Here is a 24,680-nt window from a genome sequence, read left to right on the forward strand (position 1 = left end):
GTACCTTATTAATGAAATCAGGTGCCTGATAGGGAGGAGCGGGCATGAAGGTGCTGATCATCGGAGCCGGCATGGGCGGCCTGACCCTCGCCCAGGCGCTGCGGCACGCCGGGATCGAGGTCGCGGTCCACGAGCGCGACCCGGCCGTGGAGGCGACCGGCGGCTACCGGCTCCACCTCGACGACCTGGCCTGCGCGGCGCTGCGCCGCCACCTCGCGCCCGACCACTACCAGGCGCTCCTGGGCAGCTCGGCGGGGTGGCAGGCGTTCCGCCGCTTCGCCGTCGCCGACCACCGGATGCGGCTGCTGTTCGCCGAGCCGCGCGAACGCGGGCAGGAGACGCTCATGATCGGCCGCATCCCGCTGCGCCGGCTCCTGGCTCACGGGCTGGACGGCGCGCTGAGGTTCGGCGCCGAGTTCACCGGCCACCGGGCACACGCCGACGGCACGGTCACGGCGCACTTCGCCGACGGGAGCACCGACCGGGGCGATCTCCTCGTCGGGGCGGACGGCGTGGGCTCGCGGGTCGCCGCGGCGCTGGCCGGCCGACCGACCTCGGCCCCCGCCGGGGTGAGCGGCATCGCCGGCCGCACCCCGCTGGACGGCCGGACCCGCCCGCTCGTCCCCGGCCTGCTGGCCGAGGGCCCGGCGCTGGCCTTCGGGCCGGGCGGGATCGGGATGTTCGTCACCGTCCACGACCCGGCGGGAGGCGCCGTGGTCGACCCCTCCGCCTGCACCGGCGTGCCCGCCGTGCTCGAGGAGCCCGCGCTCATCTGGGGTCTCCTCGCGCCCGACGGCCGCTTCCCCGGCCGGCCTCGCGAGCTCGACGGCGCGGGCCTGATGCGGGTCACCGGCGCGCTGCTCGACGGCTGGGACGGGCGGTTGCGCGCGCTCGTCCGCGCCGGCGACCCGGACACCGTGGCGTTCTTCCGCTTCCACGCCGCCGACCCCGCCGCCGACCTGACGCCCTGGCCGGCCGGTGCCGTCACCGCGCTGGGCGACGCCGTCCACGCCATGCCGCCCACGGGGGGACGAGCCGCGGCCACCGCGATCCGCGACGCCGACCTCCTGGCCGGCGAGCTGGCCCGCGCGCACGCGGGGGAGTCCACCATCCCGATGGCCGTGCACCGCTACCAGAGCGGGATGGCCGCCTACGCGGGCGACGCGATCCGCACGTCGATGCAGCCGCTGGGGTGGGTGCACCGGCTCGCCGGCCCGGTCGGGACGGGGCTGGCACGGCTGGGCCTGCCCGCTGTGGCCACGGCCGCCCGGCTCGGCCGCCGCGTGGCGGGAGCCCGCGTTGCCTGAGCGGCGGCCCGGCTACGGGGCCTGGCCCGACGGGGAGCCGGACCTGCCGCTGTGGGAGCTGATCCAGACCTCCCATGTGGTCGCCAGGGGTTTCACCGTGCTCTTCGCCTCGGTCGGGCTCACCCCGACGCAGTTCGGCGTGCTGGCCACGCTCGCCGCCGGCGAGGACCTCAGCCAGGCCGAGCTCGCCCGCGCGGTCATGGTGCGTCCGCAGAGCATGAACGAGCTGTTCGTGTCGCTGCTCAAGCGCGGCCTGGTCGAGCGCGACGGGCCGGGGGGTCGCGGGCGCAGGGCGGGCTTGCGGATCACCGAGGCGGGCCGCGAGCTCCTCGCCCGGGCGCAGCCCAAGGTCGAGGAGTTCAACGAACCGGAGGCCATCGGGCTGTCCGCCGCCGAGGCCGCGGAGTTGTCCCGGATGTTGCGCGCCGTCCGCGATGCCCTCGCCTGACCCGTTCGCTCAGGGGGCGTATCCGAGCACGTGGTCACGCAGCAGGCGGCCGACCTCCGGGTCGCCGCGGTCGAAGGCCTCGACGAGGGGCTCGTGGTCGGCGGCGTTCTCGTGCGGCCGCATCCTGAACAGCCGGATCGACACGTGCGTCCACACCTCGATGCCCAGCGACTCCCACACCGAGACCAGCACCGCGTTGCCGGACGCGGCCACGATCTCGCGGTGGAAGCCGACGAGGTGGCGCACCTGGCCGTCGAGCGAGCCGGCGGCGGCCGCGTCGTGCATGCGGGCCACGTGCGCCCGCAGCGCGGGGACGGAGGGGCTGCCCAGGCGGGTGGCCGTCTCCTCCAGGCCCGCCCGCACCTGGTAGACCTCGCGCAGGTCGGCCGGGGTGAAACCGCGGACCCGCGCGCCCTTGTTGGGGGAGGACTCGACCAGCCTGAGGGCTTCGAGCTCGCGCAGCGCCTCGCGTACGGGTGCCTGGCTGACCTTGAGCTCGGCGGCCAGGCGGCGCTCCACGATGCGGTCGCCGGGCCCCCAGCGACCGCTGATCATGCCCTCGACCAGCACATCGCGGATCTCGTCACGCAGTGGCGGCCGCGCCACAGGCTCCACGGAGTAATCCTCTCATCATATGATCGATCATAGGGTGTTTAATGGAAGCATGCAGAGAGATCTGGATCCTCAGGAGACCGCCGAGTGGCTCGAATCGCTCGAGGCGGTCCGGCGGGAGGCCGGTCCCGATCGGGCCGACTACCTGCTGCGCAGGCTGGCCACGAGCACGCGCTATCTCAACACGGTGCCCACGGCGGAGGAACCCGCCTACCCGGGCGACCTCGCGTTGGAGGAACGTGTCGCGGCCTACGACCGGTGGAACGCCGCGGCCATGGTCACCCGGGGCGCCAAGCTGGGGCTCGGCGGTCACCTGGCCACCTACGCCTCGGCCGCCTGGCTCTATGAGGTGGGGTTCAACCACTTCTTCCACGCCGGCCACGACCAGGTCTATTTCCAGGGGCACGCCTCTCCCGGCGTCTACGCCCGCGCCTTCCTGGAAGGACGGCTGAGCGAGGAGCAGCTCGACCTGTTCCGCCGCGAGCCCGAGGGAGGCCTGCCGTCCTACCCGCACCCGAGGGCCATGCCCGACTTCTGGCAGTTCCCCACCGTGTCGATGGGGCTCGGCCCGCTCAACGCGATCTACCAGGCCAGGTTCAACCGCTACCTGCACAACCGCGGCATCAAGGACACCTCGCGCGGTCATGTCTGGGCCTTCCTCGGCGACGGAGAGATGGACGAGCCCGAGGCCACCGCCGCACTCACGCTGGCGGCACGGGAGGGCCTCGGCAACCTCACCTTCGTGATCAACTGTAACCTCCAGCGGCTCGACGGCCCCGTCCGCGGCAACACCCGTGTCGTTCAGGAGCTGGAGAGCGTCTTCAGGGGAGCCGGCTGGCACGTCGTCAAGGCGCTGTGGGGCCGTGAGTGGGACGACCTGCTCGGCTCCGACGAGCTGGTGGCCAGGCTCGGCGAGGTGCCCGACGGCCAGTTCCAGACGTACGCCGCCTCGTCCGGCGCCTACATCAGGGAGCACCTGTTCCACGGCCTGGACGTGCCCCACTCCGACGAGGACCTGCGGCGCGTCGTCGGCGGGTCGCGGGCGGGCCACGAGCCGCGCAAGGTGTACGCCGCCTACCGCAAGGCGCTGGAGCACACCGACGCGCCCACCGTGATCCTCGTCCAGACGGTCAAGGGCTGGACACTCGGCGCCGGGATCGAGGCGCGCAACGCCAACCACCAGATGAAGAAGCTCACGCAGGACGAGTTCCGCATCATGGGCGAGCGGCTCGGCCTGCCCGTTCCCGCCGGGGCGCTCGACGGCGAGCTGCCGCCCTACCTGCACCCCGGCCCTGACTCGCCCGAGGCGCGCTACATCGCCGAGCGGCGATCCGCCCTGGGCGGGCCGATACCCCGGCGCACGGTCTCCCACCACCTCCTGCCACAGCCCGGCGAGCGGCCCTTCCGCGGCCTGGCCAAGGGCTCGGCGCAGCCGGTGGCCACCACGATGGCGTTCGTCCGGCTGGTCAAAGACCTGATGAGGGAGCCGGAGACCGGGCGGCGCTGGGTGCCGATCGTGCCCGACGAGGCCAGGACGTTCGGCATGGAGTCGCTCTTCCCCACCGCGAAGATCTACTCGCCCCACGGCCAGCGCTACGACGCCGTCGACAGGGAGCTGCTGCTGTCGTACAAGGAGGCGGTCGACGGGCAGATCCTCATCGAGGGCATCACCGAGGCGGGGTCAATGGCGTCGTTCACCGCCGCGGCCTCCAGTTACGCCACCCACGGCGAGCCGATGATCCCCTTCTACATCTTCTACTCGATGTTCGGCTGGCAGCGGACCGGCGACCAGATGTGGGCCCTGGCCGACCAGCTCGGCCGCGGCTTCCTCATCGGCGCGACCGCCGGGCGCACCACGATGACGGGGGAGGGGCTGCAGCACGCCGACGGGCACTCGCAGCTGCTCGCCTCGACCAACCCCGCGTGCCTGGCCTACGACCCCGCCTTCGCGTACGAGGTGGGGGTGATCGTGCGTGACGGGCTCAGGCGCATGTACGGCCCCGCGGCCGAGAACGTGTTCTACTACCTGACCCTCTACAACGAGCCGAAGCCGCAGCCCGAGATGCCCGAGGGCCCCGAGGGGAGCATCGAGGAGGGCATCGTCAAGGGCATCTACCGCTACTCCGCCGGCGGTGGTGCCGCCCACCTGCTGGCCAGCGGCACCGCGATCCACTGGGCGCTGGAGGCGCAGCGGCTGCTGGAGGAGGAGTACGGCGTCGGCGTCGACGTGTGGTCGGTGACCTCGTGGAGCGAGCTGCGCAGGGAGGCCATGACCGCGACGGGCGTGCCCTACCTGCGGCAGGCCATGGCGGGGACGAGCGGGCCGGTGATCGCGGTCAGCGACTGGATGCGGGCGGTGCCCGACCAGATCCGGCCCTGGATCGACCGGCCGTGGACGTCGCTCGGCACCGACGGGTTCGGGCTTTCCGGCCCGCGCGAGGACGTACGCCGCCACTTCGGGGTGGACCCGCGTTCGATCGCGGACGCGGTGCTCAAGGCGGTCGAGGAGTAGGGCTGCGCGCCTGGTCGGGCCGGGCCGTCCGATATATTGCGAAATGCCGTGATCACCAGGGCGAGGAGGAGACATCCATGGACGCCGATCAGTTCTTCGACCGGCACCTCGACCGCATCCCGATCCTCGGCATCTTCCGTAACCTCGACCCCGAGGCGACCGTGGCGATGTGCGAGCGGGCCTGGGAGTTCGGGGTCGAGCTCATCGAGGTGCCCGTGCAGACGTCCGGCGCGCTGCCGTCACTCCGGGCGGCCGTCGAGGCCGCGAAGGGGCGGGGGAAGAGCGTCGGCGCGGGAACGGTGACCACGGCCGCGCAGCTGTCGGCGGTGCACGACCTGGGGGCGGCGTTCACGGTCGCGCCCGGCCTGCACCCCGAGGTCGTCGCCGAATCGCGCCGCCTCGGGCTGCCGCACCTGCCGGGCGTGGCCACCGCGACGGAGATCGCCGCCGCCCTCGCGCACGGCTTCACCTGGCTCAAGGCGTTTCCCGCCAAGCAGCTGGGGGCCGGCTGGATCGCCGCCCAGCTGGCGCCGTTCCCCTCCGTCCGGTTCGTCGCCACCGGCGGGATCGACGCCACCAACGCGGCCGACTTCATGGCCGCCGGGTGCCGCGCCGTGGCCGTGGGGTCGGCGCTCAACGATGACGAGGCGCTGGCCAAGCTGCGCGCGAGCATCCCGGCGTGACACCACCCCTGCGGTGATCCGCACGGGCGCGAAGGCTCTCCCGCCCGCGCGGATCATTGTGGAACGCTCCAGGACTCTTGCGCCTTGTGAACCGTATGTCGTACGGTACGACGTACGACAACCCTGGAGGATTTCTTGACCGACATCCGGCCCTTCCGCCTCGAAACCGCCCAGGCCGACCTCGACGACCTGGGCGCGCGGCTCGATCGGGTGCGCTGGCCGGACGAGGTGCCCGGCCACGGCTGGCGCTACGGCGTGCCGCTCGCCCACCTCAAGCGCCTGGTCGAGCACTGGCGCACCGGCTACGACTGGGAGGCTGCGCGGGCCGAGCTCAACCGGCATGACCAGTTCGTCACCGAGATCGACGGGCAGCGCGTGCACTTCCTGCACGTCCGCTCCGCGAACCCCGGCGCGCTGCCGCTGCTGATCACCCACGGCTGGCCCAGCTCCCCGGTCGAATACCTCGACGTGATCGAGCCGCTCAGCCGCGACTTCCACCTGGTCATCCCGTCCCTGCCGGGTTACGGCCTGTCCGGGCCCACGCGCGAGAGCGGATGGGGCTCCACCCGCATCGCCCGCGCCTGGCTGGAGCTCATGACCCGGCTCGGCTACGAGCGCTTCGGCGTGCAGGGCGGCGACTGGGGCACGTGGATCTCGCGCGAGGCCGGCGTCCTCGCCCCCGACCGGGTCGCCGGGATGCACGGCAACGGCATCATCTGCTTCCCCATCGGCGCGCCCGGCGAGTTCGACGGGCTGAGCGAGGTCGAGCGGGAGCGCCTGGCCTTCCGCGAGAGCTACATGACCGAGCAGTACGCCTACAAGCTCATCCAGTCCGCCCGCCCGCAGACCTTCGCCTACGGCATGGCCGACTCGCCGGTGGCGCTGCTGGCCTGGTTCGCCGGCGTCTACCACGAGTGGAGCGACGCCGAGATCGACGCCGACCGGCTGCTCACCACGGTCATGCTCTACTGGCTGACCAACACCGCCGGCTCGGCCGCCCGCTCCTTCGTCGAGACGCCCGACACCGAGACGGACACCGGCGTCGAGTGGGAGCTCAAGCCCGCGACCGTGCCCACCTCGATCTCGGTGTTCCCGAAGGACATCCTGCGGCCCATCCGGCGCTTCGCCGAGCGCGACAACAACATCGTCGGCTGGGTGGAGCACGAGCGGGGCGGCACGTTCGCCGCCCTGGAGCAGCCGGAGACGTTCGTCGCCGACGTGCGCGCGTTCTTCGCCGGCCTGCGCTGAGCAGGCCACCCCGGCCGGCCCCGGCGGGTCCATGACCTGGAGAATGCTCTCCCATGAGCTGGGAATTCACGGGCGGCAGGGCGCTCGCGGGCTTCTTCGTCCTGCTGGTCGTCCTGGCCGTGCCGTTCTGGGTGGCCGGGGCGCTGACCGGGACGACGCTGGCGCGAGGGCTCCCGCTCAGCGCGCTCATGTTCGTCGTGCCCGCCGTCGCGGCCGCGATCATCACCTACCGGCGGGCGGGCGCCGGCGGGGTGAGGCGACTGTGGGCGCGCACGTTCGGACCCGGCGAGCGCGGGCGGAGAGCCTGGCCGGTGGCCGCCGCGCTGCTGCCGCCCGCGCTGGCCGTCGTGTGCTCGGCCGTCACGCTCCCGTTCGGGCCGCCGAACGCGCTGACAGCGATGCCGCTGCTGACCGCGCCGCTGCTCGTGGTGGTCTTCCTTCTCGCCGCGGCCTGCGAGGAGGCGGGCTGGACGGCCTTCGCCACCGACCCGCTGAACGACCGGCTGGGCCCGCTCAGGACCGGCCTGCTCCTGGGCGTGATCTGGGGGGTGTGGCATTTCGTGCCCCTGGCGCAGGCCGGTCACTCCGTGGTGTGGATCGCCTGGTGGTTCCTCGGCACGGTCGCCGCTCGCGTGGTGATCGTGTGGCTCTACCTCGAGGCGGGCCGGGCCGGGCCGGCCGCCGTGCTCTTCCACTGCATGCTGAACGCGGCCGCCTACAACTACGGGCCGACCCACGCGCTGGCGGTCTCCGCGATCGTCATGTCGGTCGTGGCGGCCGCCGCGGCGCTCCCGTGGCGGGCCGGGGTGCGCGTCTGAGCATGCGGGGTGCGCGCGTTACCGTGTGCGCATGAGCGTGCGGTACTGGCGTGACCCGCTGTGGGGCGGAGTGGACCTGATGCGGGCCCGGTTCACGGGCGACCCGTTCGCCCGGCACAGCCACGACACGTACGCGATCGGAGTCGTCGAGGAGGGCCTGGAGGAGATCGCCTTCCCCGACGGGCCGCGGTGCACCGGCGCGGGCGAGGTCGTCATGATCGACCCGGGCGTCGTGCACACCGGACGGGCGCGCACGCCCGACGGCTGGACCTACCGCGTCCTGTACCCCAGGCCGGAGCAGCTGGCGGCCATCGCCGACGAGGCCGGCGCCGCCGGCGGGCCTCCGGCGTTCACCACCTGGTCGGCCGCCGACGAGCGAGCCTCCGCGCTGCTGCTGTCCGCGCACCGCGCCGCCGAGCAGGGGCAGCGGCTGGCCGCCGACTCGCTGCTGCGCGTCGTCATGGCGCGGCTGATCGGCGCGTACGGCGCCCGCGGGCCACGCTCCGGCCGGCCGTCCCGGCCCGCCGCGGCCGGCCGGGGCGTCGCCGCCAGGGCGCGCGAGCTGCTGCACGAGTCCCTGACCGACCCGCCCGACCTGGGCGAGCTGGCCGCGGCCGCGGGCACGGCGCCGTTCGCGCTGCTGCGTTCCTTCCGCCGCGCGTACGGGCTGCCGCCGCACGCCTACGTCGTCCAGCTGCGGGTCAGGCGCGCCCGCGCACTGCTGGAGCGGGGGACGCCGCCGGCGGAGGCGGCGGTGGCCGCCGGGTTCTGCGACCAGTCGCACCTGTCACGGCACTTCCGGCGCATGGTGGGGGTGACACCGGGCGCCTACCAGCGGGGGGTGCTGGCAGGCGGCCCGGTCAGCAGGGAGCGCGGATGACGCGGAGCATGGTGCCGGCAGGCCGCCCGGTCAGCAGGAGGCGCGGATGGCGTGGAGCGCCTCCTCCACGCGGTCGGCGCGGGTGCGGACACTGAGCACGCACAGGCGCAGGTAGAACGCACCCTCCAGGGTGGTGCTCGACAGGTAGACCCGCCGCGTGGCGTTGATCCGGTCGAGGAGGCGCCGGTTGGCGTCGTCGGACCCCCGCAGGCGGAAGGGCACCACGCTAAGGTCCGGCTGCCACGGCACCTCCAGGCGCGGATCCGCGGACAGCTCCCGGTGCACCACCCCGGCCAGGTCGAGCTTCTCGTCCAGCGCCTCCTCGAAGGCCCGCACGCCGTGCAGGTGCAGCGGCAGCCACAGCCGCAGGCCGCGGAACTCCCGGGTGAGCTCCACGCCCAGGTGCCCGTAGTCGGGCAGTCCGTCCACCTCGTGGATGTCCTGCAGGTACCGGCCGCCGCCCGCGTGCGCGGCGCGCAGCACGGCCGGCTCGCGTACGAGCAGCACGCCCGTCCCGTACGGCAGGAACAGGCTCTTGTGCGGGTCGAACGTGATCGAGTCGGCCTCCTCGATCCCGGCGAGCCGCTCCCGCCCACGCCGGGTGAGCTGGAAGCCGCCGCCGTAGGCCGCGTCGACGTGGTACCAGAGCCCCTGCGCGCGAGCCAGCCGGCCCAGGTCCGCGAGGGGGTCGACGGTGCCGGTGCTGGTGCTGCCCGCCGTGCCCGCCAGCAGGAAGGGGCGCAGCCCGGCGGCGCGGTCCTCAGCGATCATGCGGGCCGCCTCGCGGACGTCCATGCGCAGGTCCGCGGTGGTGGGGACGGTCCGGATCCGCTCGGCGGGCAGGCCGGCGATCTGGGCGGCCTTGGCCAGGCTGTAGTGCGTGTGCTCGGTCACGTACACGGTGCCGTCGCCGAACGCGGCGCCGAGCCGGTCGTGCCGGGCGGCCACCACCGCGGACAGGGTGGCCGCCGAGGCGCCGGTCGTGATCAGCCCGCCCGCGCCGGACGGCAGCCCGAACAGGCCCGCCATCCAGGTGAGCACGCTCTCCTCCATCGCGACCAGCGCGGGCGCGGTCTGCGCCACGCCGGTGTAGCGGTTGGCCACCTGGGCGAGCAGCTCGGCCAGGGCCGACGAGACGAGGCCGCCCGCGGGGAAGTAGGCCAGGTAGCCGGGTCCCGCCGTGTTGACGCCCTGCCCGGCGGCCTGCCGGAAGGTCTCGATCAGGGTGCCGAAGTCGCCCGGCTCGCCGGCCGGCGGGCGGCGCAGCAGCGCGGCCAGCCGGCCGGCGTCGCGGTAGTCGCTGGCGGGCTCGTCCGGCAGCTCGGCGACCTGCCGGACGATGAGGTCGACGGCCTGGCGGCCGAGTTCGGCGACGGTGTGCGGGGCGAGGTCCAGGGGGAGTGCGGTGTGGCGTTCCTGCTGGGTGGTCATGTCCCGAGACGGTAGGGAATCGGGCAGAGATGGGGATTGGACGTTCTTGCACCTTTCAGGTGTCGGGGCAGCGGTCAGAAGAGGCTCTCCCGCCGGGGCAGGTCGATCACTCCGGTGAGGGCGAGCAGCCCCAGCGGCACCAGCGCGGCGAGGACGGCCCACGTGACGGGATGGCCGAGGTTGAGCGTCCAGGTCGCGCCGATCCTGGCGGGCACCAGCAGGGCCGTGTCGTGCCGGTTGAGGTAGACGGTGCCGCCCAGGAACCAGTGGCGGTCGTCGTCACGCTGCGTCGCCCCGGTCTCCTCGGCGTCCTCTCCCGGCAGGGCCGGCAGGCGGTGCCCGGCGTGGCCGACGCGGATCTCGCGGACGATCAAGGCCACCAGCAGCGCGACGAGCGGGACGTACGTCGCGATCCGCCAGACGAGTGACGGCGGGACCAGCTGCCACAACTGCAGGGACGTGACCAGCAGCCCCAGGTTGAGGCAGGCCGCCCCGGCGAGCGTCAGCCGGGCCACGCCGCGCAGGTAGACCCGGTACCTCCGGGCAGATCCCGCGGGACGGGCGGCGTCGAGGTCCGGCCGCGCGCGCAGGACGAGCAGCGTCATCACGGGGACGAACAGGGTGATCCCGGTCTGGATGAGCACCGGCTCGAACGCGGCCCACGGGGTGAGGGCCCGCGCCGGGGCGGCCGGGTCGACGCCGTACCCCCGGAACGACGGCAGGGCGCCCAGCGAGCCGTACCGCCACCCGCCCACACCCGCGGTGACCAGCGTGATCACGAGCGCCGGCAGCGCCCACGCCCAGGGCACGCGCACCGGGTCGGTGCGGAACGTGGTGTCCACGGTGACGCGCTGGCGCAGCCCTTCCTGCCAGCCTCCGTCGCGCTTGGCCGCGCGGACCCCGCGGCCGGCCCGCACGTAGAGCGCCAGATCGGCGACGCCGAGCACGGCGCAGACGCCGCTGATGAAGCCGGCGCCCCGGCCGGCCGCCACGAGCGGCACGCCGACGGCGGCGGCGCTCAGGGCGGCGAGGAGCACCAGCCTGGTGTAGGCACGGCGTTGCCCGATCACCTCGGGGTCGGCGACGTACGCGTGCGGCACCAGCACCCCGAACGGCATCGTCGGCCTGGTCAGCGCCGGCATGGCCAGCGACACCCCGCTCACCAGGGCGATCGTGGCCAGCACGGTGGCGATGGGCAGCGTCATGAGGTCGTCTTCTCCTCGGCTCGGAATTCCGACAGCACGGCCTGGCAGCGGCGCAGGACCTCGTCGCGGTCGAGGCCGTGCACGGTGGCCTCGGCCAGCAGCACGCGGGCGCGCTCGTCCCAGCCCGCCACGAAGCCGGGCTCGGGTGGTCCTGAGGAGGGGTCGCGCCTGATGACCGCGCCGCTCTTGCGGTTGACGCGGATGACGCCCTCGCGCTTGAGCAGGTCGTACGCCTTGTTGACCGTGTGGAAGTTGATCCCGAAGTCGGCCGCGAGCTGGCGGGTGGACGGCAGCGGGTCGCCCTCCACGGCCTCGCCCGCGGCGATCGCCTCCACGATCCGGTCCCGGATCTGCTGGTAGATCGGGACCTCGCTGTCGAGATCGATGTGCAGGTTCACGCCCACAGCTTATCTGATATACAACTAATAGAACAGATGGAACTCACCGACGATGGGAGCCCGGCCATGTTCACCCTCGACATCACCCCGACCACGCTCACCGTGCGGTACGAGCGCTGGACGCGGCTCTACGTCCGCAGGGCGCGCACCGACATCCCGCTGGCGGCGATCCGCGAGGTCGTGCCCGTGGCCCGCCCCCTGGCCCAGGCCAAAGGCCTGCGTGCGGGCATCGTCGTCAGCGGCGTGCTCAAGGCCGGCACGTGGACGGGCTTCGACGGCGTCAGGCGGCTGGTGTGCGCCCGGCGCGGCGAGCCCGGGCTGCGCATCGTGCTCGACCGGCGCATCGACGGCGTCGACGAGCTGGTGCTCAGCCTGGCCGGCGCGGAAGACGTCCGGCGCAGGCTGGCGGGAGCGGCCGCGTGACCGCCGTCGAGGTGCGCGGGCTCGGCAAGGCGTACGGCCCCGTGGCCGCCGTCACCGACCTCAGCTTCGACGTGCCGCCGGGCAGGGTCACGGCCTTCCTCGGTCCCAACGGGGCGGGCAAGACCACCACCATGCGCATGGTGCTGGGCCTGGTCGCCCCCGACACCGGCAGCGCCACCATCGGCGGGGTGCGCTACGCCGGCCTGCGCCGCCCGGCCGCGACCGTCGGCGCCGTCCTGGACACCTCCGGGTTCCACCCCGACCACACCGCCCGCGCCCACCTGCAGGTGTACGCGCGGATGGGCGGCTTCCCCGTCCGCCGCACGGAGGAGGTCATGGACCTGACCGGCGTGACCCCGTTCGCCGGGCGCCTCACCCGGGCTTTGTCCACGGGGATGCGCCAGCGCCTCCACCTGGCGACCGCGCTGCTCGGCGACCCGCGCGTGCTGCTGCTCGACGAGCCCGCCAACGGCCTCGACCCGGAGGGGAACGCCTGGCTGCGCGGCTTCCTGCGCGAGCTGGCCGCGCAGGGCCGCGCCGTCCTGGTCTCCAGCCACGTGCTGAGCGAGGTGGAGCAGCTCGCCGACCGGGTCGTGGTGATCCGCGAGGGCCGGCTCGCCGTCGCGGGCCCGGTGACCGACCTGTACGGCGACCCCGGAGTGCTCATCCGCTCGCCCGGCGCCGACACCCTGCACGCGCTCCTGCCCGGCCTGGGGGAGGGGGTCACCGTCGAGCGCACGGCCGAGGACGCGCTGCTGGTCCACGGGCTGCCCGCCGATCGCATCGCCGCGGAGGCGAGCGCGCACGGCATCCCCCTGCACGAGATCACCCCGGTACGCCCCACGCTCGAACAGACGTTCCTCGACCTCACCGGAGGGCCCGCATGACCGCTTTCGTCCTGGCGGAGTGGCGCCGCCTGATCAGCGCCAGACTCTGGCGGTGGGGGGTGCTGGCGGCGATCTGCAGCGGCGCGTTCACCGCGCTGCTCGCCCTCATCGGGCCGGAGAACTTCGATCCGCCGCTGCCCGGCCTGCACACGACGGAGGGCACGCGCGTGGTGCTCGGCCTGCTCGGGCTGCTCGCGTTCGTGCCCGCGCTGCTGGGCACGTCGGCGGTGGCGGCCGAATACCGCCACCGCACCATCACGACCACGGTGCTGTACGCGCCCCGGCGATGGACCCCGCTGGTCGCCAAGATCGTCACGTTCACGGCGGCCGGCCTGGCCTACGGGGCGATCACCGCGGCCGTGGCCGCCGCGGGGCTCTTCACGGCCGCCGCCGCCAAGGGTGTCACCCTGGGGCTGCCCGCAGGCGAGGTGCTCGGGCTGCTGGCCAGGATCGCGGTGACCATGGGCGTCTACACGCTGCTCGGCGTGGGCTTCGGCGCCCTGCTCCGCAACCAGGTGGCCGCGCTCGTCGTGCTCGGCTCGTACTTCTACGTCGTGGAGACCGCGCTGATGCTCGTCCCCGGGGTCAACACGCTCTACCCCTACCTGCCCGGCGGGGCCACCGCCGCCCTGACCGGCTTCACCTACCTGGCCGACGCCGTCGCCGCCCAGACCGGCGGGGCGGCAGGCGCCCTGCTGCCCGCCCCGCTGGGCGGCGCCGTCCTCGTGGGCTACGCGGCGCTGGCCGCGCTCGCCGCCGTCGCGGTCTCGTTGCGCAGGGACATCACCTGAAAAGGGCGCGCGGGTCGCCGGAGGGCTCCGGCATAATCCTCCGGGATGAATCGACAACTGCTCAGCCACCTCGCCCATCGTGACCACCCCATCGCCGCCCCCATCAGCGACGACGCCCTCGAACGCCTGCTCCGGCGGGCGCGGCTGCCGGCGGACGCGCGCATCCTCGACCTCGGCTGCGGCGAGGCCGGATGGATCATCAGAGCTCTGGAGCTCCATCCGAAGGCGACGGCCGACGGGGTGGACGTCTCCGAGGCCGCGCTCGCCGGCGCCGCCGAGCACGCCGCGGCCCGCGGCGTGTCCGACCGGCTCCGCCTGCACCACACCACCGCCGCCGACTTCACCGACCCCGAGCCGTACGACCTCGTCCTGTGCGTCGGCTCCACCCACGCCTTCGGCGGCCTGACGGAGTCGCTGCGGGCCGTGCGCCGCCACCTGCGTCCCGCCGGGCGGGCTCTCCTCGGGGAGGGCTTCTGGGAGACGACGCCCTCGCCGGAGACCCTGACCCTGCTGGACGCGGGCCTCGACGAGTACGCCGACCTCGCGGGCACGGTGGAGCGGGCCGAGCACGCCGGCTACGCCACCGTCCACGCCCACACCAGCACGCGCGCGGAGTGGGACGAGTACGAATGGTCCTGGACCGGCTCGCTGACCGACTGGGCGCTCGACCACCCCGGCGCCGACGGTGACGCCGCCCTGGCGACGGCCCGCGAGCACCGCGCCGCGTGGCTCCGCGGCTACCGCGACGTCCTCGGTTTCGTCACCTTCCTGCTCCGGCCGGTGCGAGAGCCGTGAGCCTCACGTGCCCGGTCGTGGCGGGGCGCGTGAGGTCCACGTGCCTGGTCACCGCCGGGCCGGCGGGAAGGCCATGAGCATCACGAGCAACTTCGAGAGAAGGTCATGAACATCACCCACGCTGTCGTCACGGGTGCCGCGGGCGGCATCGGCAGGGCCCTGGCCGCCGGCCTGCGCGCGGCAGGGGCGCACGTCGTGCTCGCCGACGTCGACGCGGCCGGGCTCGCCGCCGCCTCCGCCGAGCTGGAAGCCGACGCCGTGCCCACCGACGTCGCCGATCCAGCGGCGATGGAGGCGCTCGCCGCCGCCGCGCCCGGCGCCGACCTGGTGTGCCTGAACGCGGGCATCGTCGGCCAGGACCTGGGAACGCCGTGGGAGGCGAGCGACGACGACTGGGGCAGGGTGTTCGCCGTCAACGTGGGCGGAGTGCGCAACGGCCTGCGCGCCTTCGTCCCCAGGCTGCTCGCGGCGGGGCGGCCGGCGCACATCCTGGTCACGGCGTCGCTGGCGGGGCTGGTGACGTTCCCCGGCGGCGGGGCCTACGCCGCCTCGAAACACGCCGTGGTAACCCTGGCCGAGCAGGCCGCGCTGGCGCTGGAGGGCACGCCGGTCGGGGTGACGCTGCTCTGCCCCGCGCTCGTACGGACGGCCATGTCGCCCGAAGGCGAGGACCCGGCGGTCATCGCGGACGCGGCGCTCGCGGCGGTCCGGGACGGCCGCTTCGTCGTGACACCGGACGAGTGGCGCGCGGCCGTCTCGCATCGCGGCCACCGCCTGGCCTCCGGCGCTCGCCCCGAGATCCCTTCACCCGCGTAGCGGGCTCCGGCGCCCGCTCCGTCCGCTCACCTGCGCGGCCGTCCGGCCGGCCGCGCAGGTGACCCGGCCGTGCTGTCGGGTCGCTGACCTGTCACATCTTGACGCGATCCTGAACCTCGTAGACACTAATCCTACTTGTATAGTAGGAATGATAGGGAAAGAGGGGATCGTGCGAGCGCTAATCCTGCTCGGGCTGGTCGGCTTCGCGGCCCAGCTCGTCGACGGCAGCCTGGGCATGGCCTACGGTGTCACCTCGACCACGCTGCTGCTCGCCATCGGCACCAACGCGGCCGCAGCCTCCGCCACCGTGCACCTGGCCGAGATCGGCACCACGCTCGTCTCGGGCCTGTCCCACTGGCGCTTCGGCAACGTCGACTGGAAGGTCGTCGCGAAGATCGGTGTCCCTGGAGCCGTCGGCGCCTTCGCCGGGGCGACGTTCCTGTCCAGCCTGTCGACCGAGGTCGCCGCGCCGGTCATGTCGATCATCCTGCTGGTGCTGGGCGCCTACATTCTGGTCCGCTTCACCGCCCTGGGGCTGCCGCGTGGCAACCTGGGCAAGCCGCTGCGCAAGAGGTTCCTGGCGCCGCTCGGGTTGCTGGCCGGCTTCGTCGACTCCACCGGTGGTGGCGGCTGGGGGCCGGTCGGTACGCCGGCGATCCTGGCCAGCGGCCGCCTGGCCCCGCGTAAAGTGATCGGCTCCATCGACGCCAGCGAGTTCCTGGTCGCCATCGCCGCCAGCGCCGGCTTCTTCGTCGGCCTCGGCTCGGAGAACATCACCTTCTCCTGGGTGGTGGTGCTGCTGATCGGCGGCGTCATCGCCGCGCCCATCGCCGCCTGGCTGGTCCGCCACATCCCGCCCCGCGTGCTCGGCTCCTCCGTCGGCGGGATCATCGTCCTGACGAACGCCCGGACCCTCCTGCGCAGCGACTGGATCGACGCCTCCAGCTCCGTGCAGACGGTCGCCTACGTGGTCATCGCCGTCATCTGGGCGGCGGCGATCGCCTACTCGGTCCGCGAATACCGTCGTGACAAGGTCAACGAGTCGGTCGAGGCGATCGAGAGCGAGCCGCGGCGCAAGAGCGGGGACACGGAGGAGGAGACGGCCTCCGCCTGAGGCCCGCGCATCCGGGCCCGGCCCTCGTCCGAGGGCCGGGCCCGCGGCGCTGACACGCCTATGAGAATCTCTGCGCGCACCCAGTACGCACTCGGCGCCATGCTCGCCCTCGCGCGGCGGACGGCCCCGTCCACGCGGAACGGATCGCCGGCTCCCAGGGAATCCCCCGCCGCTTCTGCGACAACATCCTGCTCCAGCTGCGCAGGGCCGGCCTCATCCACAGTCAGCGCGGCCCCGACGGCGGATACTGGCTCGCCCGCCCGGCCTCGGCCGGGCGGGCGATGACCTCGCCCGCCCGGCCGAGGTCATCGCCCTGGCCGACGTGATCCGCGTGACCGAGGGCGTCGAGCAGGCCGCCAGGCCCTTCCCGCAGGCCGCGGCGCCGCTGGCCGGGATCTGGGCCCGGCTGCAGAGCCACGAGGAGGTCCTGCTCGGTGAGATCACCCTGGCCGACGTCGTGTCCTCCGCGCGGGAGCCGTCCGGCTCCGCCGGGCTGGAGGCCCCATGAACGGCGAACTCCGCCCACGGCCGTGAGCGGCACGCCGCCGCCCGGCCGCCGGGACGACGCGCGTCACCCGAGGGCGGTCTCCACGTCGCCGGCAGAGGAGCCGCTGGCGAGGGAACCGCCGGTAAGAGATCCGCCGGTGGGAGATCCGCCGGTGGGAGATCCGCCGGTGGGAGATCCGCCGGTGGGAGATCCGCCGAAGGGAGACCCGCCGGTGAGAGGGACGCGGCGGTACCACTCGTTCGCCAACATCAGGGCCCGGGCCGGCTCGGGCAGCGCGGTCAGCATGGTCATCGACGCGCCGCGCCCGACCTCCGACTCGTGCGCGTGCATCGCGGCCCACTTGCGCTCGCCCCATCGCGAGACGTCGAGGTGGGTGGTGATCTGGTCGTCGGGCACGCCGGGCAGCGTCTGCGCCGGGTCGGGATCGGCGCCGAAGACGGTCCGCCAGTGCGACAGCACGACGGATCGCGGGATGGTCGCCAGGTAGAGCGCGCGCGGCCGCCAGGGCTCGCCCGCGTCGCGGTGGAGCTGGTCGTAGCCGGCCGCCTCAACGGCGGCCATGGTGACGCGGTGGGCGTGCACGTGGTCGGGATGGCCGTAGACGCCGTAGCCGTCGTAGGTGAGCACGACGTCGGGGCGCAGGCGCCTGATGTGCTCGACCAGCCGCCCCACCGTCTCGTCGAGCGGCACGTCCACGAAGCGCGGCGCCCCGGGCGCGGACTCGGGCTTGCGCGCGTCGGCGTAGCCGAGCAGCAGCGGCTCGCCGGCGCCGAGGATGGCGAGGGAGCGCTCCAGCTCGCCGGCCCGCTGGGTGCCCTCGGCCCAGGTGCACGTCACGACCGCGGTGACGGCGCCCTCTTCGGCGTACCTGGCCAGGGTGCCGCCCGTCCAGATCGCCTCGTCGTCCGGGTGCGCGTGCACGCACAACACGCGGAGCTCCGCCACGGCGCCTCCTCACGTGATCGAGGACGGCCATGGTAGCGGAGGCGTGTGACGTACCGCCCCAGGGGCTCGAACCCTGCCAATCCGGCTTAAAAGGCCGGTGCCCGACCAGCCGGGCGCGAGCGGTGTGGCGAGGACGGCGGGGTCCTCGCGAAGCTGCCAGAGCACGATTCGAACGTGCACCTACCCGGTTCAGAGCCGGGCGTCCTACCTGTTAGACGATCTGGCATGGAAAGGAGAACGGTGGACCGACAGGGACTCGAACCCTGAACTTCTGCTTGCAAGGCAGAAATGATGCCTTTTCACCATCAGCCCGTGTCCTGCGAAAAGAAAAAGCCACCTGGATGTCCAGGCGGCTCGTGAGCGAAGCTTGCTGCAATCACCCAGGAGCACGCCGGACCACGGCCTGACCGGCCTGGCGTTGCGGCCATTTCGCGGCGGCTGCGCGACCCATGGCTCCTCCTCCGGCGATGTCGTGGCCTGCTGATCGGCGGATTTTCCGCCTTTCACGTGAAACACGATAACCAGGACGCCCGGCACGCGCCACGCATTATTCGCGGCCTTTTCCGCCGGACGGTTTCAGGCGCGCGGAAGCCGGACTGTGGCGGCGCGGGCCAGATCGGTCGCCACCTTGCAGAGCCGGTCCATGGAATGGGCCCCCTTGACCAGGAGGCGCACCGTCTCGGCGCCCTGCCCGCCCGGCAGGGCACGGTAGAAGCGGTAGACCACCTGGACCAGGCAGGTGCCGTCGCCCTCGCCCTCGGGAACGAGGAAGGCGCGGTAGCCGTTCAGCCGGGTCGACGTGCCGTCCTCCGCGCTGGGCGGCCGGCCCTGGTCGAACCGGAGGCTCACGTCCATGTGACTGGTGGTGCTCTCCCAGTCGCAGTCCCAGTTGCCGAAGCCGGGATCCGGATCGGCGGCGTCGACGCCGGGGACGACCGCGAGCGCCTTCGCGGTGAGCAGCGTGCAGGCGTCCTGATGGATCAGCGAGTTCGAGGGCGGGGAACGCTGCTCGAGCGGTCCCCCGTTGAAGGCGCGGACCGCGGTGGCGGTGGCGGCGTCGGCGATGGCGCACAACGACGCCCTGCCCGGGTCGTACCGCTTCGCGATGACCCTGACGGTGCTGTCGAGGATGCCGGACAGCACGAGCGTCCGGTAGCACGCGTCGCTCTCCTCCGGGTTCTCGACGACCGAGACCATGCCCACGGTCCGCGCCGGGGCGATCCCTTCGGGCGGCGGATCCAGGTCGAAGTCCACCAGGACGTCGACCTCGGTGTCGTCGCCGGGCGGATGGACGATGACGTCGCACCTGTCGAAGTTCCCGTACTGGCGGTCGAGCTCCGCGCGGCCGAAACCGCGAAGTGACGCGGGGTCGAGCAGCGCGCAGGGGTCGGCGGCGCGGAGGTCGGCCTGGCGCACCGGCGAGGGCGCGGCGGTCGCGGGAGGGCGGTCGCGGGGGAAGTACAGCCACGCGGCGACGGCGATGAGGACGAGGGCGGCCGCGCTCGCCGCCACGGCCGGCCGCCACCGGCGTCGGGGACCGGGCGGGCTGCCCGGCTCCGCCCCGTCGGCGTCCACGGGCCCGGGGACCGGCTCGTGCGCTCCGGCCACCTGTTCCAGCAGCCGCCGCGCCCCGGCCGCGTCCGGCCGGTCCGCCGGGTCGGGCCGCGTCATCGCCGACAGGGCTCCGGCCAGCGGGCCGACGTCCGCCTCCAGCAGGATCGAGGCCCGCGCCGCCTCGCGGGCGGCGACGTAGGCGTCCGTGTCGTCCCACCCGCGCGGCTCGCCCTCCGGCGGGTACGTCTCCTGCTGCGGCGGAGCACCCCGGCGGGGCGCCTCGCCGGCGATGAGCGCGTAGACCGTGGCCCCGAGCGAGAAGACGTCCGACTCGGGGACCGGCCGGCCCCGCATGACCTCGGGGGCCGCGTAGGCGGGGGTGAAGCCGCTCGGGCCGTTGGGGGTGATCGTCTCCACGTCGCCGACCCGGTACGCCGCGCCGAAGTCGGCCAGCTTGGCGGCCCCGTCGCCCGTGACCACGATGTTGCCCGGCTTGATGTCGCAGTGCACGATGCCCTCGGCGTGCAGGGCGGCCACCGCGCCGGCGATCTCGGCGCCCAGGCGGGCCGCCAGGCTCGGGGACATCGGCGGCCTGCCGTCGAGGCTCCCGCCCGGCACGTACTCCATCACCAGCCACGACGCCGCGCCGCGGCGCTTGCTCCGCACGCGGTCGTGGATGGTGACGACGTGCGGATGGCTGAAGCGGGCCAGCGCCCGCCCCTCGGCCCACAGCCGGTCGAAGCCGGCGGCGCCGGCCGCCGCGAGCCGCTTGAGCACGACGTCCCGGCCCAGCTCGAGATCGTGTGCCAGCCAGACCTCGCCGATCCGCCCGCGCGAGAGGTTTCTGTCGAGGCGGTAGCGTCCGGCGACCCTCATGCCGAGCCGGGCCATGACCGCCGCCCTCACCCACCGGCGGAAGGGCCGTCGCAGGGAACGCACCAGAAGAATGTATCGAGTGAAAGATCGGTCACGCAGTGTTTTGGCAGAGGGCTCCGATGGCCGTCACGGGGCGCCGGTGTCGCGCAGGAGCAGTACGGCGATGTCGTCCGTGCGCTGGTCGGCGGCGGCCGTGTCGATGAGGTCCGCCGCGAGGTCGCACAGCGGCCGGCCCCGCGAGGGGGCGAAGCGGCGGGCCAGCCCGGTGATGGCGTCGCCCAGGTCGAGGCCGGGCACCTCGATCAGGCCGTCGGTGTAGAGGGTCAGGATAGAGCCGGGATCCAGGACCAGGTCCGTGGCGGCGTACTTGGCGTCGGGGTCGACGCCGAGCAGAGGCCCGGGGGAGACGTCGATGACCTGCGTGGCGGCGCCGGGACGGCTGAGCAGCGGCGGGAAGTGCCCGGCGCTGCTCAGGCACGCGGTGCGCTCCTCCAGGTCGATGCTGAGATAGAGGCAGCTGGTGAACCGGTCGGGGGACAGCTCGGCGAGCAGCCGGTTGGTGTGCGCGAGCACCTCGCCGGGAGGCGCCCCGGCGGACGCATGGGCGTGGATGGCGGTGCGCACCTGGCCCATGAGGGCGGCGGCGTTCATGTCGTGCCCCTGGACGTCGCCGATGACGGCCGCCGCCATGGTGGGGCTCAGGCGGATGAGGTCGTAGAAGTCGCCGCCGATGTCCATGCCGGGCAGGGCGGGCACGTACCGGGCGGCCACCTCCAGGCCGGGGATCTCTGGCAGCTGGTGCGGCAGCAGGCTCGCCTGCAGGCATTGGGCGAGCTGGTGCTTGTTGTCGTAGAGCCGGGCGCGCTCGAACGCCTGCGCGATCAGCCCGCCGAGTGCCGTGAGCGTGGCCCGCTCCTCGCCGCTGAAGCGGTGCGGGCGGGCGTAGGCGAGCACGCACGTGCCGAAGGGCCGGCCCGAGGTGGCGAGCGGCAGGAACGCCCAGGCGTTCATGTCGTCGGCGCGGATGGAGTTGGGACGATGCCGGCGGAGCTCGTCCCACGTGCCGAAGAACGCCGGTCCGTTGGCTTCGTAGTGGTCAGGCGGGCCGGTCTGGTGGATGACGGGGCGGCTGTCGTACCGCTCGACGGCCTCCTGGCTGTAGCCGCGCGACGCGGCCACGCGCATCCGGTTGTCCTGCCAGGTGAGGATCGCCAGAGCCTGGGCGCCGTAGACGGGCATGACGTGGTCGGCGACGAGGTCGACCACCTCCTGCGCGGTCACGGCACGGGCCAGCGCGGTCGCCAGGTGCAGCATCTCGTGCAGCGCCATCACGCGCGGCTGCCGGGCAGCGTCCACCATGGGGCCCACGACCGGGCCGGCCGCCGGGCCGGCTATTGGGTCCACGACCGGCCCGGTCACCGAGCTCACGACCGGGCCGGCGACGAGGCTCGGCTCGACGCCGCGGGCGGCCCTGGCGGGCGCGACGCGCACGGTGATGCCCGTCAGGCCCGGATAGAGGCGGAAGGTCAACTGCCGCGCGCCGGGGCCGCGGACGGTGAAGTGGGTGGTCTGGCGGCTGACGACCGCGGCCCGGTAGCGGTCCTCGTACGCGGGGTCGTTCAGCCACGGCAGCGACTCCCACAGCGGCCGCCCGAGCAGCTCGGACGGGCTCCGTGCGAGCAGCTCGGCGGCCGGGGCGCTGACGAGGCTCACCCGTCCCTCGGTGTCGAGGCAGCAGTATCCCTCCGGCAGGCGGTTGAGGCAGTCCAGCGCGAGCCCGCGGGCGCGCCGGTCCGGGTCGGTGAAGGGACGCGGGTCCAGGAGCCGGGGCTGGGGTCGCGGGGTGATGGGGCGGCCTTGTTCGGCGGCCTGCCGGAGCAGGTCCCCGATCTCGTTGCAGGCGTGGTCGATGACGTCGCGCTGGCGCGGGGTGAGCCCGGAGGCGCGTCCCGACGGCCACAGCAGCACGAGCCCGCCCCACACGGCGCCGCCCGAGCAGACGGGGGTGGTAACGGCCGCGAAGTGGTACGGCAGGGCCAGCGCCGCGGCCGGGAACGCGCGGGCCAGCTCCTCCCTGCCGCCGACCCAGATGAGCCGCTGATCGCGTACCGACACGGCGATCGGCATGGAACAGTCCGTCTTGACCCTGATCCTCGCCCACGCCTTGGCGATCGAGCCTGGTATGCCCACGGCCGACTCCATCTCGAGGACGTGGCCGCCCTTGTCCAGCACGTAGGCCATGCCGATGTGCGCCCCCGCGGCGCTGACGGCCTCGATCAGCAGGTTGTCGAAGCGGGACGATTCGCTCGTCCCGCCCAGGCCAGGGAGGTGCTCGCCGTGCATGGCCTCACCACGCCTCGCTCATGAGCGAGGAGGGTGACAATCGGACAAAACGCCACATACGGGCAGAATACACTTTTGAGTGTGAGGGGATGGTTACGATCTGGCATATCACCAGCTCGCTCCAGGCGCCCCGCTAGGAGGACGGCAGCTCCAGCGGCGGCTGGGCCCGCCACTGGATGACCAGGGGCTCCAGCATGGCGGTCAGCTCCGGCATCCGCCCGGCCAGAGCCAGGGCCGCCACCGCCTGGAGCAGCCGGGCTCCCTCCATGAACGCCAGCAGCGAGCGGTTCACCGGCCCGCCGCCCGCCCGCTCGTACGCCTCCACCGCGCGCGGCCCCGCACCGGCCAGGTCCCACTCGACCGGCCCCAGCGTGACGTCCTCGAAGTCGCTGAACAGGTGTCCCCCGGCCGTCAGCAGCACGTTGTACGGCGGCGAGTCGCCGTGCACGGCCTGCAGGCGGGCACCGGGAAACGAACCGGGCAGGTCACGGGCCAGGGCCTCGACCACGGCGTTCTCCCGCTCGGCCCGGTCCAGGTCCGCCGTGGTCAGGATGCCGGGCCTCCTGCGCAGCTCGGCCAGCGACAGCGCCGTGCCCGGCACCAGCGGTGCCAGCACCGGCAGCTCGCCGGGGTAGCCGGCCATGAACCGGTGCAGCTCGGCCACCCATCCGGTCTGCTCCACGAACCTGTCCTCCAGTTCGTCCGGGGGAGCGGTGGCGATGGGGTCGCGCTCGTCCACGTACTGCCAGAAGGTGAGGGACATCCCGCCGCACTCCACCGGCTCGCGCGGCACCAGAGGGCTCGGCGGCACCACGGGAGCGCCCCGGTCCGCCAGCCAGCCCGCCACGGCCAGCTCCCGCCGCTGCCGGCCGGCCTGCTCCGCGGCGGGCGCCAGGGCCAGGGTCGGCACGCGGACCACCACGGGGTCGGGCGCGAGGTGCACCAGCACGTTGAACACGTCGTGCAGCACGCGCGGCTCGAGCGCGCGCAGCCCCAGCCGCCGCCCGGCCGAGACCGCCAGTCGCATCGCCTGCTCGGCCCGCTCGCTCAGGGCGTCCCCGGAATCAGCCATGCGGATGATCATGTCCCGGACCTGGCCGGTCGTCAATCCGGCCGGCGCAGGGCGCGGTCGAGCAGCTGGTGCATGTGAGCGCGGAAGCGCCGCAGCAGCGCGGGATCGCTCATGCCGACCCGGTGCCCGGTCCCGTCGAGGATCCCGCTCAGCGTGAAGCCGTGGATGCACCACACGATCGTGTACGTGATCATCGACGGATCGGCCTCGGCCGGCTCCGCGAGCGTGGCGAAGCCGTCGACGAACTGCTGGGTCAGCGGCTGGAGGCTGTGCGCTTCGAGGTGGTCGATGTCGCTGGCGTCCGACATCCAGCGGTGCGTCCACAAGGCGGGGATCTCGGGATGTTCGGCGCAGAGGTCGATGTAGGCGTCGACGAAGCGGTGCAGCGCCTCCAGGCTCCGTCCCGGCGGACCGGTCTGCGCGTCGCGGGCCGGCGGCTCGACCGCGGCGGCGAGCGCCCGCTGGGCGTCCTCCATGACCTCCAGGTAGAGCCCTCTCTTGGTGGGGAAATAGCGGGTCGCTGTGGCCACGTCCACCCCGGCGGCCTCTGCCACCTGCCCCATCGACGTCGCGTCGTAGCTGAGGGCGGCGAACAGCCGGATCGCCGCCCCCAGGATCGCCTCCCGTTCGCCGGTCTCTGGAGTGTCCATGGACGCGACCATAGGCGCGGTGCGCCGACCGGCCCATCACTTGATCCGCAAGCCCGGGTAAAAGTAGCTTCCCGATCATGCTTTCGCCCGGCAGGCACGGATCCGATAGAAACGTTCGGTGTCGTCGAGAAACATTTCTCCCGGGCGCTGGGTCAGCACGTGGACGGCCATGCCGCAGCTCACCGAGCCCGGTAACATGCCGCCCCCGCCGTACACGAAGGACGGCCTGGTGCTGGCCGGCAGCACGCTGCGGCAGAGCGTACGGGTGTCGGCGGGCGGGTCGCGGCTGCGGGTGCGCTTCTCCAACGCGTTCGGCGGCGCGCCGCTGCCCATCACCGCCGCCTCCGTGGCGCTCCCCGAGGGC

24 protein-coding genes, 3 tRNA genes and 1 pseudogene are annotated in these 24,680 nt (G+C 73.5%); 16 read left to right on the plus strand and 12 right to left on the minus strand.

From position 1 onward, the window contains the following. Window positions 1–44: 44 nt before the first annotated feature. Together E1292_RS23545 and E1292_RS51315 are read left to right on the plus strand one after the other, a co-directional pair. Entirely contained in the window at window positions 45–1,307 is a 1,263-nt protein-coding gene (locus tag E1292_RS23545; RefSeq protein ID WP_132597386.1) for an FAD-dependent oxidoreductase, read from the plus strand. Beyond that, entirely contained in the window at window positions 1,300–1,755 is a 456-nt protein-coding gene (locus E1292_RS51315) for a MarR family winged helix-turn-helix transcriptional regulator (protein WP_165974701.1), read from the plus strand. The genes E1292_RS23545 and E1292_RS51315 overlap by 8 nt, the downstream gene beginning before the upstream one ends. Before the next feature lie 9 nt (window positions 1,756–1,764). On the opposite strand, the gene E1292_RS23555 is transcribed toward E1292_RS51315, so the two are convergent. Then, a complete protein-coding gene (locus tag E1292_RS23555; RefSeq protein ID WP_132597406.1) occupies window positions 1,765–2,310 on the minus strand; it encodes a GntR family transcriptional regulator in 546 nt (181 codons plus the stop codon). A gap of 109 nt (window positions 2,311–2,419) precedes the next feature. On the opposite strand from E1292_RS23555, the gene aceE reads away from it, so the two are divergent. The 5 genes from aceE to E1292_RS23580 all read left to right on the plus strand — a co-directional run bounded on the left by aceE (window position 2,420) and on the right by E1292_RS23580 (window position 8,508). Next, window positions 2,420–4,879, plus strand: coding sequence for a pyruvate dehydrogenase (acetyl-transferring), homodimeric type (gene aceE / locus E1292_RS23560; protein ID WP_132597388.1), 2,460 nt, complete (start codon window positions 2,420–2,422; stop codon window positions 4,877–4,879). Window positions 4,880–4,956: 77 nt separating this feature from the next. Beyond that, window positions 4,957–5,562: a bifunctional 4-hydroxy-2-oxoglutarate aldolase/2-dehydro-3-deoxy-phosphogluconate aldolase gene (locus E1292_RS23565; RefSeq protein ID WP_132597389.1), complete on the plus strand. Its 606-nt coding sequence runs from the start codon at window positions 4,957–4,959 to the stop codon at window positions 5,560–5,562. A gap of 135 nt (window positions 5,563–5,697) precedes the next feature. After that, complete coding sequence (locus E1292_RS23570) at window positions 5,698–6,810, plus strand: epoxide hydrolase family protein (protein ID WP_132597390.1); 1,113 nt, start codon at window positions 5,698–5,700, stop codon at window positions 6,808–6,810. A 53-nt stretch (window positions 6,811–6,863) separates the two neighbouring features. Beyond that, the gene (locus tag E1292_RS23575) at window positions 6,864–7,628 is read left to right on the plus strand and encodes a CPBP family glutamic-type intramembrane protease (protein ID WP_132597391.1); all 765 of its coding nucleotides are present in this window, start codon (window positions 6,864–6,866) and stop codon (window positions 7,626–7,628) included. Between the two features lie 31 nt (window positions 7,629–7,659). After that, window positions 7,660–8,508 carry an AraC family transcriptional regulator gene (locus E1292_RS23580; protein ID WP_132597392.1) on the plus strand — a complete coding sequence of 283 codons (849 nt, stop codon included), beginning with the start codon at window positions 7,660–7,662 and terminating at the stop codon, window positions 8,506–8,508. A gap of 30 nt (window positions 8,509–8,538) precedes the next feature. On the opposite strand, the gene E1292_RS23585 is transcribed toward E1292_RS23580, so the two are convergent. The 3 genes from E1292_RS23585 to E1292_RS23595 all read right to left on the minus strand — a co-directional run bounded on the left by E1292_RS23585 (window position 8,539) and on the right by E1292_RS23595 (window position 11,542). Next, window positions 8,539–9,939, minus strand: coding sequence for a pyridoxal phosphate-dependent decarboxylase family protein (locus E1292_RS23585; RefSeq protein WP_132597393.1), 1,401 nt, complete (start codon window positions 9,937–9,939; stop codon window positions 8,539–8,541). Between the two features lie 74 nt (window positions 9,940–10,013). Continuing rightward, entirely contained in the window at window positions 10,014–11,144 is a 1,131-nt protein-coding gene (locus tag E1292_RS23590; RefSeq protein WP_132597394.1) for a DUF1648 domain-containing protein, read from the minus strand. Next, the gene (locus E1292_RS23595; protein ID WP_132597395.1) at window positions 11,141–11,542 is read right to left on the minus strand and encodes a GntR family transcriptional regulator; all 402 of its coding nucleotides are present in this window, start codon (window positions 11,540–11,542) and stop codon (window positions 11,141–11,143) included. Before E1292_RS23595 ends, E1292_RS23590 begins: the two co-directional genes overlap by 4 nt. Window positions 11,543–11,578: 36 nt before the next feature. Between E1292_RS23595 and E1292_RS23600 the strand changes: the two genes are divergently transcribed. From E1292_RS23600 to E1292_RS53975, 8 genes are all read left to right on the plus strand, one after another. Next, the gene (locus E1292_RS23600; RefSeq protein WP_132597396.1) at window positions 11,579–11,965 is read left to right on the plus strand and encodes a hypothetical protein; all 387 of its coding nucleotides are present in this window, start codon (window positions 11,579–11,581) and stop codon (window positions 11,963–11,965) included. After that, entirely contained in the window at window positions 11,962–12,852 is an 891-nt protein-coding gene (locus E1292_RS23605; RefSeq protein WP_132597397.1) for an ABC transporter ATP-binding protein, read from the plus strand. Before E1292_RS23600 ends, E1292_RS23605 begins: the two co-directional genes overlap by 4 nt. After that, window positions 12,849–13,643 carry an ABC transporter permease gene (locus tag E1292_RS23610; RefSeq protein WP_132597398.1) on the plus strand — a complete coding sequence of 265 codons (795 nt, stop codon included), beginning with the start codon at window positions 12,849–12,851 and terminating at the stop codon, window positions 13,641–13,643. The genes E1292_RS23605 and E1292_RS23610 overlap by 4 nt, the downstream gene beginning before the upstream one ends. Window positions 13,644–13,688: 45 nt before the next feature. Then, on the plus strand, window positions 13,689–14,438 hold the full coding sequence (locus tag E1292_RS23615; protein ID WP_132597399.1) for an SAM-dependent methyltransferase: 750 nt from the start codon (window positions 13,689–13,691) through the stop codon (window positions 14,436–14,438). 105 nt (window positions 14,439–14,543) lie between these two features. Further along, window positions 14,544–15,254 carry an SDR family NAD(P)-dependent oxidoreductase gene (locus E1292_RS23620; protein WP_132597400.1) on the plus strand — a complete coding sequence of 237 codons (711 nt, stop codon included), beginning with the start codon at window positions 14,544–14,546 and terminating at the stop codon, window positions 15,252–15,254. Window positions 15,255–15,423: 169 nt separating this feature from the next. Continuing rightward, on the plus strand, window positions 15,424–16,368 hold the full coding sequence (locus E1292_RS23625; protein WP_132597401.1) for a sulfite exporter TauE/SafE family protein: 945 nt from the start codon (window positions 15,424–15,426) through the stop codon (window positions 16,366–16,368). Window positions 16,369–16,529: 161 nt separating this feature from the next. Next, the gene (locus tag E1292_RS53970) at window positions 16,530–16,694 is read left to right on the plus strand and encodes an Rrf2 family transcriptional regulator (protein WP_246090289.1); all 165 of its coding nucleotides are present in this window, start codon (window positions 16,530–16,532) and stop codon (window positions 16,692–16,694) included. Next, the gene (locus tag E1292_RS53975) at window positions 16,691–16,876 is read left to right on the plus strand and encodes a hypothetical protein (protein WP_246090287.1); all 186 of its coding nucleotides are present in this window, start codon (window positions 16,691–16,693) and stop codon (window positions 16,874–16,876) included. Before E1292_RS53970 ends, E1292_RS53975 begins: the two co-directional genes overlap by 4 nt. Before the next feature lie 63 nt (window positions 16,877–16,939). Here the strand turns inward: E1292_RS53975 and E1292_RS23635 are convergent, their stop codons facing one another. The 8 genes from E1292_RS23635 to E1292_RS23670 all read right to left on the minus strand — a co-directional run bounded on the left by E1292_RS23635 (window position 16,940) and on the right by E1292_RS23670 (window position 24,316). Then, window positions 16,940–17,821 (minus strand): PIG-L family deacetylase, encoded by an 882-nt coding sequence (locus tag E1292_RS23635; protein WP_132597402.1) that lies wholly within the window; start codon window positions 17,819–17,821, stop codon window positions 16,940–16,942. Window positions 17,822–17,872: 51 nt separating this feature from the next. After that, window positions 17,873–17,945: transfer RNA gene (locus E1292_RS23640), tRNA-Lys, on the minus strand. A gap of 29 nt (window positions 17,946–17,974) precedes the next feature. Further along, window positions 17,975–18,047, minus strand: a tRNA-Gln gene (locus tag E1292_RS23645). 15 nt (window positions 18,048–18,062) lie between these two features. Then, window positions 18,063–18,133 (minus strand) — tRNA-Ala (locus tag E1292_RS23650). A gap of 264 nt (window positions 18,134–18,397) precedes the next feature. After that, window positions 18,398–20,314, minus strand: a complete 1,917-nt coding sequence (locus E1292_RS23655; protein ID WP_220447021.1) for a serine/threonine-protein kinase — start codon at window positions 20,312–20,314, stop codon at window positions 18,398–18,400. Window positions 20,315–20,377: 63 nt separating this feature from the next. After that, window positions 20,378–22,594 (minus strand): SpoIIE family protein phosphatase, encoded by a 2,217-nt coding sequence (locus tag E1292_RS23660; RefSeq protein WP_246090288.1) that lies wholly within the window; start codon window positions 22,592–22,594, stop codon window positions 20,378–20,380. Between the two features lie 133 nt (window positions 22,595–22,727). Then, window positions 22,728–23,666, minus strand: coding sequence for an aminoglycoside phosphotransferase family protein (locus E1292_RS51320; protein ID WP_165974702.1), 939 nt, complete (start codon window positions 23,664–23,666; stop codon window positions 22,728–22,730). Window positions 23,667–23,698: 32 nt separating this feature from the next. Further along, window positions 23,699–24,316 carry a TetR/AcrR family transcriptional regulator gene (locus E1292_RS23670; protein WP_165974703.1) on the minus strand — a complete coding sequence of 206 codons (618 nt, stop codon included), beginning with the start codon at window positions 24,314–24,316 and terminating at the stop codon, window positions 23,699–23,701. A 118-nt stretch (window positions 24,317–24,434) separates the two neighbouring features. Here E1292_RS23670 and E1292_RS23675 point away from each other — a divergent pair. Further along, window positions 24,435–24,680 (plus strand): annotated as a pseudogene (locus E1292_RS23675) (hypothetical protein); the annotation flags it as partial.

It is taken from the genome of Nonomuraea deserti, from assembly GCF_004348685.1.
Classification (GTDB): domain Bacteria; phylum Actinomycetota; class Actinomycetes; order Streptosporangiales; family Streptosporangiaceae; genus Nonomuraea; species Nonomuraea deserti.